The organism is Acinetobacter sp. GW821-FHT01E09, assembly GCF_059422385.1.
The window spans coordinates 2,273,354-2,287,342 of sequence record NZ_JBWKWU010000001.1 but is presented as its reverse complement, the minus strand read 5'-3'; the positions used below and the strand labels follow the sequence as shown (position 1 = coordinate 2,287,342).

Here is a 13,989-nt window from a genome sequence, read left to right as displayed (position 1 = left end):
AGTCAATGATCTGAGGGTGGTACTTAGATGAGTCAGAAATGTATCATTGTTGGGATGAGTCATGCAGGCATCCATCTTGCTACATCATTAAGACAGTATGGGTGGCAAGGTGAAATATTGATGATTGGCAATGAAGATATATTACCCTATCATCGTCCACCACTTTCAAAGACATTCCTAAAAAAACAATCAGATACAACTTTGATTTATCCAGAATCAAATTTTGAAAAATATCAGATTCAATTTCGATTATCTACATCAGTAGACTTTATTCAAATTCATAATAAAAGCATTGAATTGGATTCTGGTGAAGTAATAAATTATGACAAATTAGCGCTATGTACAGGTGGGAGAGCTCGAAAACTCAATATTCGCGGCTCTAAGTTAGAAGGTGTACATTATCTGAGAGATATTCGTGATGCTCAAAAACTACGAGAGCATCTTAAATATGTTAAAAAAGTCGTCATTATTGGTGCTGGATTTATCGGTTTAGAAATTGCAGCAGTACTCGTAGAACAAGGCATTGAAGTAACAGTTGTTGAAGCAAATTCAAGAATTTTGTCAAGAAATCTTGACGAAGCTATGTCGAATTACTTTATGCAACTCCATGCTGAACATGGCGTTGAAATAAAAACGAATATTGGGATTAGGGAAATCCAAGGGCAGCACCATGTAGAAAGTGTGTTATGCGATGATGGCTCTAAATTCGATGCAGATGCTGTAATCATCGGCATCGGTGTGATACCGAATGTAGAATTAGCATTAACTGCAGAACTAGAAATTGAAAATGGAATTGTCGTAGATAAATTTGCATGTACGTCCAACATAGATATCGTTGCAGCTGGTGATTGTACTTTCTTTCCTAGCAACCATTTACAACGATCAGTTCGATTGGAATGCTTAGCAAATGCAGTTGATCAAGCCAAGACGGCAGCAGCTACACTCAGTGGAAACTCAATTCCGCATAGTGCATTACCATGGTTTTGGTCTGAACAATATGACAAACGTTTACAAGTAGCTGGTGTAATAGATCACTATGAACAAGTCATTATTAGGCAGAGTTTCGCAAATGGTGGATTTTCAAGATTATACTTTCAAGGTAATCTGCTAAAAATGGCAGTCTGCGTAAATTCAGCAAAAGATTTTATTGCAGCAAAACAACTGATTGTACAAAAAACTGCGCTTGATTTAAACGTAGTTCAAACGCAGTCTGATTTAAAAAAATGTGTGCTTAAAAAATAAGCATAAATTCATTGTCATTCAAAAAATATACCCTACAATAAAGATATCGGAAGAAATTATCATTATTAGAATAGCTATAGAGAATTTTTAAATAATGATAAATTATTTATGGAAGAAAGATAATGCTTTCAGCAAGCCAAGGAAGGCACAATAAGAATGAAAATATTTATATTCATTCCTGTTTTTATAAAGTTCGGCAGTCTATAGAGAATATCCAGCTTAATTTCTTATTTGCACCAGGCGGTTATGGTAAAACATCAGTTTTGACATATTGTTTCGAATATTTCGAGAAACTAAGTAATGGTATTTGCTGTATTTGGCTAGATGAGACAAATTTTGACCCAAAGCAAAGCGGTTCCTTGTTGGTTGCTTTAAGTCTTATTTTTAGTCATCAAGTGGATGAAGATTCAACGATTGAAAAAATTTTACAAAGATATACTTCAGGTCAATGTTATATTTTTATTGATGATTACGAAAAAATAGAATGCGCTCGCTTTAATAATGAAATTGATACTTTATTAGATATAAAAAAAGTTAATTATCATGTGATCATTGCATCACGTATATTTCCAAAATTTAGAATATCCTATTTAGAGCTCAATCAGAAAATTAAAATATTCAATTCATCAAGTTTAAGTTTTAATAGCTTCGAAGTTTTCGAATATTTAGATACTAACATTTCAAATAGTCAACTCGAATTTGTTTTTAATAAAACACAAGGATGGCCATATGCCATATCTATTTGCAAGAATTTATTAAATAATAAACAAAATGCAAGAAAGCTATTTGAGCTTTCAGGTGAGGATTATGTATTTTCACAGTTCTTTACAGAACAGATTTTAGATAATTTGGATTCTGATATGCAAGAATTTCTGATTGGTTTGTCTACTCTTGAAACGGCTAATACTGAACTTTGCAACTATGCATTAAAGTATACTGATAGTAAATCTAGATTAAAACAGTTGTATCATAGTGGAGCATTTGTCGAAAATATCGATCGAAATAATAGAGAATTTAAAGTCCATCCACTCTTACGTGAATTTCTACTAAGCCAGCAAGTTATTAATAAATCAAAGAAAATACTTATCCGAGCATCAATATGGTCAATTAGAAATCAATATTATAAAAAATCTGCTTATTATGCAAAATTAAGTCAAGACCATCATATTCAAAACCTAGTGATTGATAAAACCAGTGAAATTTTAGTTAAGAACTTAGGTGAATTACCTACAGTGATTAATTGGGTCAAGGAGTTAAAAGATGAGAAATATTTTAATTGGAATAAAATAATTTACTGGCTGGCATGGTCGCTCGCATTTTCATATCAATGGGAGGAGTCAAAACAAAGAGTAAATGATCTCAGACTAGCTTTACAAAATGATCAGTATCTAAATGAAATGGATTTTCAGTTTTATTCTGCTAAATTAGATTCGATTGAAATTGTCTTATTAACATTTCAGGATAAGCGCCAAATAAGTTTAGAAAAATCAAAAATTTGGTTTAAAAAAAATAAAAATACCGATAATTTTGATAAGGCAGTTGTATCTTGTGCAAGTTACTTAAGTTACAGATTGAATGTTGAGTATGAATTAGCTCAAAAATCAATCAACTATGCACTACAAGTGATTAGAGATACAGGCAGTATATATGGTGAAATTTGGGTTAATCTACTTTACGGCTTATTTCTTCTTGATTGTGGTCTATATAATCGTGCACAAAAAGTTTTAGAAAGGCAATTTTATAAAACAATTGAAGAAATAGGTGAAGATGCTTCTATTTTACCTACAATTTCACAATTATTATCAGCGATTTACTATGAAGTCAATCAAATTTCAAAAGCTCAAGAATATGTTGAAATTGGATATAAAAATATTAAAAATCATGGTTTAGTTGAAACAGCATTTGCTGGAATCTCGACTTCTTATAAACTTCAAAAAAGTTGGGCTGACACACAAAATTTAAGGGAGAACCTTCAAGGTATTATCTCAATTTATCCGAAACGACTGCATATATTACTCCAGTACCAGCAAGTTGAATTGTATTTGCTTTCAAATAAGACTGAAAAAGACTTTAGTTGTTTAAATAGCATAGATATTAGGGTGGAGGATAGTACTGATCAGTGCGCAGAAGTTAAAATTTATCATAAGTATATCAATATATTAATGCAACTGAATGAAAATAACTTCAACTTAGTGTCTAAACTTCTCGATGAGTTTCTTTATGATAATCAATTGCAAAAAAACCAATTTTTGTTCAGTAAAATTTTAATTTTAAAATCATTTATTGCCTTAAAATATGAAAAAAATAACAAAGAAGCATTGGAACGGATTAAACATGCTTTATTTTTGGCTGCTGAAAATGGATATTTTAGAGTATTTATTGATTTTGAAAAATTTTCTATAGCTTCACTTCAATTAATTAAGAGTTCAATATCTACTTTAGATGAAAATTATAAAAATTTTCTCAATGAATTAAGCAACCACCTTTGCTTAGATGATGAAAGTGATCAGATTAAATTTAATAGAGCAGCTTTCTCAAAAAGAGAATTAGAATTACTGCGCATGTTAGAGTCAGGTTTAAAATATCAACAAATAGCAGATGAGCTTTTCATTTCACTTTCAACTGTAAAATGGCATATTAATAATATTTATATAAAATTAGGTGTAAAAAATAGAACCGGGGCATTAGTTATTGCTAGGAAATATGCATTAATTTAAAGAATAATCTCTCTTTTTTGAGCAACAACAAAAATATTGGCTTTATATCATCATTAAAAATTTCTAATAAATTAGTTCTTTTTGACGATACAAATTAATTCAATTTTGTCGTCAAATATTCATTCAAAGTACTAAAATCTATTGGATGGATCCATGAAATTAAAAAATTATATATATACTTTAGCTATATGTGCTGTATCTGTACAAACTGTTTATGCCAGTTCCTATTTTAAACCAAGTGATAAAACAGATTTTAAACGCTATTCGATTTCTATTGGCTGGTTGTATGCAAAACCCTTAGGTGATGCAAACAATATAAATAATACTACCGCGATCCCAGCAGGCAGTACTTATAGCGTAGGTGAAGTCTCAACCCAGAATATTCTGGGCGCAATTGATCAGTCAACAACTCAAGGGCAACAAGCACATACGGTAATTACCAGTATACAAGGCCTAGGCATATCAAGCCTTTCAGCCGATTTAAGTGGTACTGCTACTCTAAATCAACCTTCTAATTGGACTAGCCCTAATACAGGCCTAGAAGTTGAAAACATTAATACCATGGGTATCATGTTTAATTATTATTTAAATGATAATATTTCGTTAGAGCTTAAAGCGGGTATACCACCTAAGGTTAAGGCAAAAGGAATTGGTCAGGTATATGCTCCAGTTATTGGTCAGGTAAATCTACCACCCACATCAACAGCACTTATTGGTACAGATAGTATCCCCATTTCACAACAACTCTATATAACGGATCTTACCCAGTCCAAATATGCAATCGATACTAGAGTTTGGATGCCCGCAATTGAAGCCCATTATCAGTTTGGTGTAAGCGGTACTAATAAATTCCGTCCGTATGTTGGTGTTGGCATACTATATGCCTATTTAGAAAATGTAAAAATCAATTCAGGTATTGAAAATGACCTCATTCTTGCTGGTCATCGGGTGCAGAATATTCTCACAGGTAATGCGGGAAATAGCCTTGCTGGCATAAGTTCAGATGCCAAACCTATTCTTAAAGTCAGCACCAGAAATACTTTTGCGCCAATATTTAGTGTCGGATTTAATTATGACTTTAACTCGAATTGGTTTGCTGTAGCTTCATTATCTTATTCGAAAATGGATATTGACGCGAAAATTGATGTAAATAACCAAAATAACAATCAAAACCTGATTTCAGGAAAAGTTAAAATTGATGTTGATCCATTGATTAGTTACATGGGTATTGGCTATCGCTTTTAACAACAGAACATTTATAGGTATTAAAGGAAAACTGTTCAATTATTACCTTTATCGGGTGCATGTAATCTATGAAAAGAAGTGTCAAAAGTAATCATTGTGGAGGTGTACCCATATGGCACTTTTTGTTTTATTTATATAATTTTTCTTAATGATAGTATGGAATATTCATATGGATATGCTAATCAGAAATTCTGAAAAAATGTTTAGTGATATTTTTTTACCTGAAGAAATCAAAGAAATTCGGAATGAAGCGCGAAATTTTGCTGAGAAGTATATTAAACCAAAAGCACATTTATTAAATAATACTGTAGAAAGTAAATCCAGTTTTCCAAGAGAAGTTTTTGATCTCATGACCGAGCATGGTTTATACCAAATTCCTTTTGCACAAGATGTAGGTGGACGTGGTTTAAAATATCCAACTTTAGCAACTTTAACTGTTATGGAAGAACTAGCTTATTATTCAGCTGGCGCTACTTCTGCATTATTTGATGGTCAAGCGCTGTTGGTCGGCAATACGTTGGATAAAGCAAGTTCATATTTGCGAGAAAAGTATTTAAGTAAATTGGTAAAAGGTACCTTTGTTGGAGCATTCGCAACAAGTGAGCCATTAACAAGTACAGATTTAAGTGTTCGATCTATGCAGAGCTATGCGCAAAAAGTAGAAGGAGGCTGGATTGTTAATGCACATAAGCGCTGGATTACCAACTCAGTAGTTGCAGAGTATATTTTGATGTTATGCGCTACAGATCACGGTTTGACCATGTTTTTCATTGATATGGATAATAAAAATATTCATGTTGGTGATCCAGATATAAAAATGTGCAATAAGGCACAGCTTACAGCAGACGTACACATCAACGATGTTTTTATTTTAGATAGCTATGTTGTTGGTGAAGTTGGAAAAGGACTCAATGTTGCTTTAGCTGCTTTGACTCTTGGAAGAATGGGTATTGGTGCGATAGGCGTAGGCATGGCTCAATCAGCGCTTGATTATGCTATTCATTACAGCAAAAACAGAAAGGTTTTTGGTCAAGCGTTAGCTCGTTTTCAACATTGGCAATATACTTTTTCTGATCATGCTCTCAATATTGAAAATGCCAGAAATTTATATATTAAAGCTGCTTACCGTTATGATATTGAAGGTAACGCAGAAATTGAAGCAGCAATGTCTAAAATTGCAGGCAGTCAATTAGCAGTAGAGGTCTCCCGAGATGCAATTCAAGTTTGTGGTGCATATGGCTTTGTCCAACAGCTTAAAGAAACAGGGGAATATTACCCACTGGAATCTATCTATAGAGATGCCAAAATTGGAGAAATCTATGAAGGCGCCAATGAAATTCAACGTTGGGTGATTGCACGGAATTTGTTTGGTAGAGCATTTTCTGGTTAATATTATTTAGTTTTCTCAAATATAGAACCAAGATTTTTGTCAATTTATGAATAACTTATACATTATTTATCCAACAATTTTAGGGTAATAATCTCTTGCATCATTTTATTGGTCTCTAGGTAGACACACTGTATATCAGCGTTAGATAGATAGATTTTTTGATTATCAAAAAAAAAGAATTGCTCAAGTAGTTCTTAAAAACATTTTCACTTTTGACGACATTTATGATGATTGTATTTATATACGTTCTAAGCTGTTTATAACAGTGTTGAAAATTTAATATAAAAATAAGGATTTAATTATGTACAAAGACGTTTTAGTCACAGTAGAAAACGCTATAGCGTATATCAAATTAAATCGGCCCAAAAACGGTAATGCCATCACGCTGAATCTTGCTAAAGAATTATTAAAAGCAGCTATTTATTGTGATCAAAATAAATTCATACACTGTGTTGTTCTAACGGCAGAAGGTCGCTTTTTTTGCACAGGAGGTGATTTAGATGAATTTCAAGCTGCTGGTGAAAATATCTCAGAATTTTTAAGCGGACTCGCCGGAATTCTTCATCTCGCGATTTCTCGTTTGATTAGAATGAATAAACCACTTCTAGTTGCTGTAAATGGTACTGCTGCTGGCGCTGGTATGAGTTTATCGCTCATTGGTGACATCGTTATAGCAAAAGATTCAGCTCAATTTTGTCCAGCATATACTGGTATAGGACTCAGTCCTGATGCAGGGCTCACTTGGTATTTACCCAAAATTGTGGGTTTGCGACGAGCTCAGGAAATTTTAATGACAAATAAAAAAATGAGTGCAAATACGGCACTTGAATATGGATTATTAACAATGATTTTTTCAGATGCAGACTTTGATCAACAAGTAAAAGAAAATGTAACTCTGTTAGCAAATCAACCTTTGCCTGCACTCAATAGTATTCGCCAATTACTACTTTCTAGCCATCAAAATAGTTTGGAAACTCATTTAGAGCTTGAAGCACAAGCTATTTCAGCAGTTAGTGTTGATGCCACCGTTAAGGAGGGTGTTACTGCATTTTTAGAAAAACGACGTCCAGATTTTAAAAAAGTTTAAAACACTACAGATCTCTATATAAATGAATTTACGCCTTAATATGTTTGGTAAAGTTGTGATTTTAAGTATTGTCCAAACTCCATGGATGGTCTGACGAATAGCGAGCAATAAATAGTAGAAAAAGTAAATTGCCAATAAAAATCAGATATACAAACTCTCTTTTTTAAGCAAATGCCACTTAAAAGAATTATTCGATAAAACAATAAAGATAGCAACCAGCCATATCATGAGTATTTACCTTATTATCTCAATATGGAAATAAAATTCCTTTTGTGTGCTCAAATGTAGATTGAAATTCTAATTTTTTAGAAAAATAGTGATTTATTTAAAATAAAAATTCTATGCATTTTATCTATCATTGGTTATAGAAATATTTGTTAGAAATCATGCTGGTGCTGCTATGAATCACTTTTGTACACAAGTCATAAATTTGGGAAGAACCCCTCAGCGTTTTGATGGTTTGGTGAATACACCTGTTTACCGAGGCTCAACCATCGTTGTCGATAGTTTTAAAGAATGGGAAGATCATAAGCAAAATGGCGGTGTTTATAAACATTATGGCCGTTTTGGTGCTGCTACAGCAAAGTCTTTTGAAAGTGCAATTAATGCATTAGAAGGTGGGGCAGGATGCATGGTTTTCCCATCCGGACTATCAGCTTGTACGCATGCATTAATGGCATTTGTTGCTGCAGGTGATCATGTTCTGATTGCTGATAATATTTACGGGCCAACACGAAGTTTTGCAGACAGTATGTTGCCCAAACTGGGAATCCATGTTGAATACTTTAACTCATGTGATTTAGATGAGTTAAACAACAAAATTAATCAAAAAACCAGTGTGGTCTTTGTAGAGTCACCAGGTTCAATTACTTTTGAAATTAGCGATATTGCTGCAATCTCAGAAATAAGCCATGCTATGAATGCAAAGGTTTTAGTGGATAACTCTTGGGCAACCCCATTGTTTTTTCAACCTTTAAAACATGGTGCAGATGTTTCAATTCAGGCTGTCACAAAATATATTGGTGGGCATTCTGACATTCTCATGGGGACTGCAACTGCAAATGCGGCATCCATAGAACAATTGAATAAAGTAGTACATTTTTTTGGTGAAACGACAAGTCCAGATGATATTTATCTAGCATCACGTGGATTGCGTAGTTTAGCCGTTCGCTTAAAACAACATGAGGAGAATGGCGTGATACTCGCTCATTATCTAAATGAACATCCAGCAATCGATGTGGTAAATCATCCAGCTTTAGCAATGAATCCATATCACAAATTATGGCAACAGAGCTTCTCTGGTTCTACAGGCTTATTTTCCTTTTACCTCAAACAAAACAATCCGTGTTTTGTTGAGACATTCTTTGATTCTTTAAAGCTTTTCCACATTGGCTTGTCATGGGGTGGATTTGAAAGCCTGATTTTGCCAGTTGGAACACCTTATCGCACTCAAAGTCATTTGCCTAGTCGTGGATATTTGGTGCGCCTACATGCAGGACTTGAACATGTAGACGATTTAAAAGCGGATTTAGATGAGGCTTTGGCTGTTGCGCAGTGTGCGATAGCTTAATTCTTGGAGTTTTACGTTTTCTTAATTCCCATTGCAATCGTTTTGTTAAAGCTGAATATCTAAGGCTTGATTCTATCAAGCATTAATTTAAGTAATGCTTGAAGTCATTTTTTAATTCTTTTGTTGTTGGAATAGCAGGGTATTCAGCATTTAATCTACGCCCATTTCTATTGATGTTCTTTTTTCTATTTGGGTTTATTCTTATAAAAACAAGCTCATCTGGTTCATTTCTATGATTGATTTCACAAATCATAACTGTTCCAAATTTCTCAATAATTGTATGTTTTGGAAAAGTTCTTTTCACTAATTCCTTTAAATTTTGTTGATTGGATTTTTTACTTTTAACAATAAGAATTCCAAGAGCCACAATGATTAAAATAATAACTAGAATTTTCATTTATTTTCCATAAAAAACAGGGAGATTTCTCACCTAAAATATACTCAAATGTTAATCTATATAAATGATTAATCTTATTTTTTAGTATATCTGTTCTATATTTCATTAAATCATTCATTTTTACAAGGTTTTTAAGTTATGAGCAAAAAATTGCACATTAAAGATATAAATTAAGTACTTTTGAGCAAATATATTCACATTTTTCCTTAACAACTAAGTTCATGGGGCTAAAGCAACTATGATGAATAATTTCAAAGAATTAACTTAATAAAATTCTGAATGTTTCATGGATTTACCCTGTAAATTGAGCATCTTCCAATTAAGAAGATACTCAACATAAAAGGTCGATAACCATTTGATATTATTGATTTCAGTTAAGTAGCGGAAACATTCAATAAATATTCAAAATGAAGATAAGAAAGTCTTTATTTCTTTCCCTACGATAGTTGGCTGCTCCCAAGGAGTCCAGTGTCCGCAATTTTCAATTTCAATTACTTTGGGGTTAGGAATAATTTCTTTATATCTTTGCGCCATATGTTCGCCAGAATTAGGATCACTTTTCCCATTGATCAGTAATAGCGGAATCTGACTGTTAACCAAAGCATTGACAAGTCTATCACGGTGCTTAAACCTCTCGAAAATTGAACGGTTTAATTGAACTAGACTCTTTTTCCCATGATTTATATTTAATTGTTGATACCATTGTTCTAAATCTAGATCACTTGGTTGATTCTTTTGGTCAAACATATTTTTCATATTTTTTGAGAAAACACGAAAAGATAAGAACGACGTAATTATATGTCCAACAAAAGACGCCATAAGTTTTTGAATTAGGCGAGGGCGATATGCTTCAGGAAATAAACTACCATTCATAAAAACAGAAGATTGAACTTTAAATGCTAAAAGGTTGTTCTGCAGTCGATCGAGCAATTCCTGAATGATTCCTACCCCTAAATCATGACCGACTAAATGAACTTCCTCTAGCTTTAAATACTCAATCAAGGCAATAGCTTGATCGGCATGATCTTGAACCGAATATACATATTTACTTGGTTTATCAGAGAATCCTAATCCAAGTAAATCGATAGCAAGTACTTGATAGTTCTCAGCTAATGTATCCCAGATTTTTGCCCAGTCATATGAACTTGTAGGATAACCATGAATTAAGAAAATCGTTTGAGCATTCAGTTTAGGTGAAAACTTATAGAAGATTTTATAATCCTTAAAAGGCAGGTAATTTCCTTCTTGTTCCCAGCATTGTAATGTGTGCTTCATTTTTATTCCTTTTTTTGCTAAACTTACACTGTAAGGTAGATTATAAGGTAAATACTTTTATGTCAAATCAAACTGAGAATCACAAAAAAACAAAAGCCAATTTGTCGAAGGATCTAATTATTCAAACCGCTTTATGGATGATAGAAGAGAACGGTATAGATGGCTTCAGTCTGCGTAAGCTCGCTCACAAGCTCAATTGTGAAGCTATGAGTATTTACTATCACATGAAGAATAAAGAACAAATTCTTGATCAAATCGTAGATTTTTTGGTTTCAAAAATTAATTTTAAAAATCAACTAGATGATCCCGAAGAACAATTAATGTATATAGCAAAACAATGGAGAAAATTATCTCAGGAATATCCAAAATTTTTTCCTATCTTAGCTGTTCATCCATTGAATACAGATATTGGATATAACTTTATGAATGGGATTTTGCTCGTTTTCAAGAATGCCAATCTAGCTGTAAAAGATGCGAGTTATTTTTTGAGAATTTTAAATTATTATTTAATAGGGGTAGGAATTGATGAGGCTAAAGGATATCAACTAGCAGGTAAAAACCTAAAATTAGAAAAATATCCTTTATTGGAAGACGCTAAGTCATATTGGACGACAGAAGATCAGGATCAAATTTTTGAGTTAGGTTTAAACATGCTTCTAACTAATATGCTGCATAAAAATAATGAGTGATGATTGTTAATTAACTTTTAGAATTCACGTTGCTGAGCTGTGGCAACAATAGTGTTGTGTAGCCACAGTCTTGGATATCTTATTTAACTTATGTTTATATCAAATCTAGTTCATAATTATAAGGAGAAATATACTTATTAAATTTAATAATTTAAACTGATAATTTTTCAAAAATAGTAACTTAAGATATTGATTAGATATGATTTATGATATTTTTTAGATTCATTGCCAATGATCACAACACACATTAATTACAGGGCAAAACACGTTTTCTGCTAAAAAAACGGCTTTAGCGATAATAGAAGAGTTAGAAAAGTCATAACTTAATGACTCAAAAAAACCTAAAAGTAAAACCAGTTATGGTTTTACTTTTAGGAGAGTTAAATAAAATGATCTGTATTAGCAAAACTAATTTTAAGGGACAATTACAAAATCAGGATTTGCTATTGCAAAAACAGCTTCACGGTCTGCAACTGGCGGATAAATCCATACCGTATTAATTTCTTGCTTAATTTTTTTTGCCTCGTGACGCACAAATTGAACTTTTCGATCCCATCCTTCAGTGTAAAGTGCTCCCCATGGGCCTAAGTCGACACAAGTCACATACTTTGGTTGGCTATACACATGTAATGGCAAATCAACCAATTCTGCCGCGGCATTGTAACCCGCTACGCGGCCTAGGCTCATGGCATGCTGACATGACATCACGTTAAAATTACCTAAATTGTCGGTTGGAACTTTTACAGTATCACCCGTCACAAAAATATTTTTGGCCTCTGGTGCATGTAAATAAGCATCACCTAAAATACGACCTAAATTATCTTTTTCACCTACAATTTGAGAGGTCAACGAGTTCGCTCGCATGCCCGCAGTCCAAATGACAGTTTCTGTTTCAATTCTTTCGCCGTTAGAAAGTGTTACTCCAGAAGCATCAAGTGCAGTAACGCGTAGCCCAGCTTTACCTTCAACGCCGAGTTCGCTAAGAGCTTCTCGAATTACCACTGCAGCTTCGCCACCCAATGCTGCACCAATTTCTGCTGATGAATCGACTAAAACCACACGAATATCAGTTTCAGCTAAAATGCTACACAGGCGTTCAGGCATTTCGGCAACTGTTTCAAGCCCTGTAAGTCCACCACCAGCAACGACTACGGTATTACGTGCTGCATTTGTAGGTTTATTGGCTAAGTTTTTAAGATGCTGGTCTAGTTTTTCAGCATCTGCTAATGTACTTACGCTAAATCCATGTTCAGTAAGCCCCGGTATAGGTGGCATAAAAGTAGTACTTCCAGTTGCCAGAATAAAACGGTCATAGCTTAAAGTCTGTTTATCGCCCTGAGTTGTGGTAATCACAAGATTTTGTGCAGTAGTATCAATTTCATTTACCCAGCCAGCCACATATTTAACGTCAACTACACTTAATAACTTTGAAATATCAGGGTACATGTTTTCAAGTACAGCTTCATAAAGACGAGGACGAATATCAACATTCGGACTCGGGGAAACCATCAGCACTTCGATATTTTGTTCTTGCGCAGCCAAATGAATTGCTCGTTGTGCGGCAAGTGCAGCCCATAAGCCCGCAAAGCCAGAACCTGCAATAATAATACGCTTACTCATTTGATTATCCTTTTGATAGGTTTTTCGGACATACAAATTCCAGCTCATCCCAAAATTTTGGGTGAGCGAATCCTTTCTCTGACTGTCCGAAAAATCTGAGAAGGCGTTTAAAACGTTTAGAGATGTTTTACCTTAGGGATGAATGCCCTATAAGCTCATTAGTCGGGCGTATCCCGTGATATTTTACTTTTCCGCATTTTTGCTGTTCTTCCTTCAATGCGTTCATTGATCCAACCATTTACATCACTAAAAAATACGTCGGGTGCATAACAGCCAAAACGGTCTGCAATATCACCAAGTGTATGAGCACCTAAAGCATCTCGCATGGCTTTTTCCGCCTGTAGCATAACTGCATGCACTGCACACACACCACTGGTTGCCCAATCGGGTGGGGCATTGTTAAAGACCGCACATTTTCCACGTACTTCTTGGCATTCAAAAAGCGGTTTTTCACCTTCAATTGCATTCACAATATCAAGAAAACTGATTTCGTGAGCAGATCGGGCCAGTAAATACCCGCCACGAACACCTTCTTGCGCCAAAACAAGTTTTGCCTTTTCAAGTTTAGGAAATATCTTGGCCATAAAGCTAGGAGAGACACCTTGCAATTCAGCTAAATCCTTACTACTCAATGGTTTATCTTCATTATTTACAAGAAAAAGAAGACAGTGAATCGCATACTCGACGCTACTAGTGATATAAGCCATTTCATTTCATAATTGATCAATTACAAACACAGACTAATGTAGTCTGTGTT

11 protein-coding genes and 1 pseudogene are annotated in these 13,989 nt (G+C 33.9%); 8 read left to right on the top strand and 4 right to left on the bottom strand.

The window, feature by feature from the left end:
* Nucleotides 1–27 precede the first annotated feature (27 nt).
* The 6 genes from AC07U8_RS10485 to metC all read left to right on the top strand — a co-directional run bounded on the left by AC07U8_RS10485 (nt 28) and on the right by metC (nt 9,251).
* Nucleotides 28–1,242: an NAD(P)/FAD-dependent oxidoreductase gene (locus AC07U8_RS10485; protein ID WP_209826166.1), complete on the top strand. Its 1,215-nt coding sequence runs from the start codon at nt 28–30 to the stop codon at nt 1,240–1,242.
* 122 nt (nt 1,243–1,364) lie between these two features.
* Complete coding sequence (locus tag AC07U8_RS10480; protein ID WP_494737836.1) at nt 1,365–3,959, top strand: helix-turn-helix transcriptional regulator; 2,595 nt, start codon at nt 1,365–1,367, stop codon at nt 3,957–3,959.
* A gap of 153 nt (nt 3,960–4,112) precedes the next feature.
* On the top strand, nt 4,113–5,204 hold the full coding sequence (locus AC07U8_RS10475; RefSeq protein WP_209826168.1) for an OmpW/AlkL family protein: 1,092 nt from the start codon (nt 4,113–4,115) through the stop codon (nt 5,202–5,204).
* Between the two features lie 169 nt (nt 5,205–5,373).
* On the top strand, nt 5,374–6,594 hold the full coding sequence (locus AC07U8_RS10470) for an acyl-CoA dehydrogenase family protein (RefSeq protein ID WP_494737835.1): 1,221 nt from the start codon (nt 5,374–5,376) through the stop codon (nt 6,592–6,594).
* 301 nt (nt 6,595–6,895) lie between these two features.
* On the top strand, nt 6,896–7,681 hold the full coding sequence (locus AC07U8_RS10465) for an enoyl-CoA hydratase/isomerase family protein (RefSeq protein WP_494737834.1): 786 nt from the start codon (nt 6,896–6,898) through the stop codon (nt 7,679–7,681).
* Nucleotides 7,682–8,081: 400 nt separating this feature from the next.
* Nucleotides 8,082–9,251 carry a cystathionine beta-lyase gene (gene metC, locus AC07U8_RS10460; RefSeq protein WP_494737833.1) on the top strand — a complete coding sequence of 390 codons (1,170 nt, stop codon included), beginning with the start codon at nt 8,082–8,084 and terminating at the stop codon, nt 9,249–9,251.
* 82 nt (nt 9,252–9,333) lie between these two features.
* Here metC and AC07U8_RS10455 read toward each other — a convergent pair whose 3' ends face one another.
* Entirely contained in the window at nt 9,334–9,648 is a 315-nt protein-coding gene (locus tag AC07U8_RS10455) for a hypothetical protein (RefSeq protein ID WP_494737832.1), read from the bottom strand.
* 402 nt (nt 9,649–10,050) lie between these two features.
* The gene (locus AC07U8_RS10450; RefSeq protein WP_494737831.1) at nt 10,051–10,923 is read right to left on the bottom strand and encodes an alpha/beta fold hydrolase; all 873 of its coding nucleotides are present in this window, start codon (nt 10,921–10,923) and stop codon (nt 10,051–10,053) included.
* Between the two features lie 59 nt (nt 10,924–10,982).
* Here AC07U8_RS10450 and AC07U8_RS10445 point away from each other — a divergent pair, with 59 nt between their 5' ends.
* Both AC07U8_RS10445 and AC07U8_RS10440 read left to right on the top strand, forming a co-directional pair.
* Nucleotides 10,983–11,612 (top strand): TetR/AcrR family transcriptional regulator, encoded by a 630-nt coding sequence (locus AC07U8_RS10445; RefSeq protein WP_494737830.1) that lies wholly within the window; start codon nt 10,983–10,985, stop codon nt 11,610–11,612.
* Between the two features lie 247 nt (nt 11,613–11,859).
* Nucleotides 11,860–11,934, top strand: a pseudogene (locus AC07U8_RS10440) (type 1 glutamine amidotransferase domain-containing protein); the annotation flags it as partial.
* Between the two features lie 92 nt (nt 11,935–12,026).
* Here AC07U8_RS10440 and AC07U8_RS10435 read toward each other — a convergent pair.
* Nucleotides 12,027–13,232, bottom strand: coding sequence for an NAD(P)/FAD-dependent oxidoreductase (locus AC07U8_RS10435; RefSeq protein WP_494737829.1), 1,206 nt, complete (start codon nt 13,230–13,232; stop codon nt 12,027–12,029).
* Nucleotides 13,233–13,390: 158 nt separating this feature from the next.
* Nucleotides 13,391–13,939 carry an RrF2 family transcriptional regulator gene (locus tag AC07U8_RS10430; protein ID WP_494737828.1) on the bottom strand — a complete coding sequence of 183 codons (549 nt, stop codon included), beginning with the start codon at nt 13,937–13,939 and terminating at the stop codon, nt 13,391–13,393.
* Nucleotides 13,940–13,989 lie beyond the last annotated feature (50 nt).

Excerpts from the sequence above, each read along its gene's own strand:
- AC07U8_RS10430 (WP_494737828.1), bottom strand. The coding sequence starts at position 13,939 with ATGGCTTATATCACTAGTAGCGTCGAGTATGCGATTCACTGTCTTCTT.
- AC07U8_RS10465 (WP_494737834.1), top strand. The coding sequence starts at position 6,896 with ATGTACAAAGACGTTTTAGTCACAGTAGAAAACGCTATAGCGTATATC.
- AC07U8_RS10435 (WP_494737829.1), bottom strand. The coding sequence starts at position 13,232 with ATGAGTAAGCGTATTATTATTGCAGGTTCTGGCTTTGCGGGCTTATGG.
- AC07U8_RS10445 (WP_494737830.1), top strand. The coding sequence starts at position 10,983 with ATGTCAAATCAAACTGAGAATCACAAAAAAACAAAAGCCAATTTGTCG.
- metC (WP_494737833.1), top strand. The coding sequence starts at position 8,082 with ATGAATCACTTTTGTACACAAGTCATAAATTTGGGAAGAACCCCTCAG.
- AC07U8_RS10470 (WP_494737835.1), top strand. The coding sequence starts at position 5,374 with ATGGATATGCTAATCAGAAATTCTGAAAAAATGTTTAGTGATATTTTT.
- AC07U8_RS10450 (WP_494737831.1), bottom strand. The coding sequence starts at position 10,923 with ATGAAGCACACATTACAATGCTGGGAACAAGAAGGAAATTACCTGCCT.
- AC07U8_RS10455 (WP_494737832.1), bottom strand. The coding sequence starts at position 9,648 with ATGAAAATTCTAGTTATTATTTTAATCATTGTGGCTCTTGGAATTCTT.
- AC07U8_RS10475 (WP_209826168.1), top strand. The coding sequence starts at position 4,113 with ATGAAATTAAAAAATTATATATATACTTTAGCTATATGTGCTGTATCT.
- AC07U8_RS10480 (WP_494737836.1), top strand. The coding sequence starts at position 1,365 with ATGCTTTCAGCAAGCCAAGGAAGGCACAATAAGAATGAAAATATTTAT.
- AC07U8_RS10485 (WP_209826166.1), top strand. The coding sequence starts at position 28 with ATGAGTCAGAAATGTATCATTGTTGGGATGAGTCATGCAGGCATCCAT.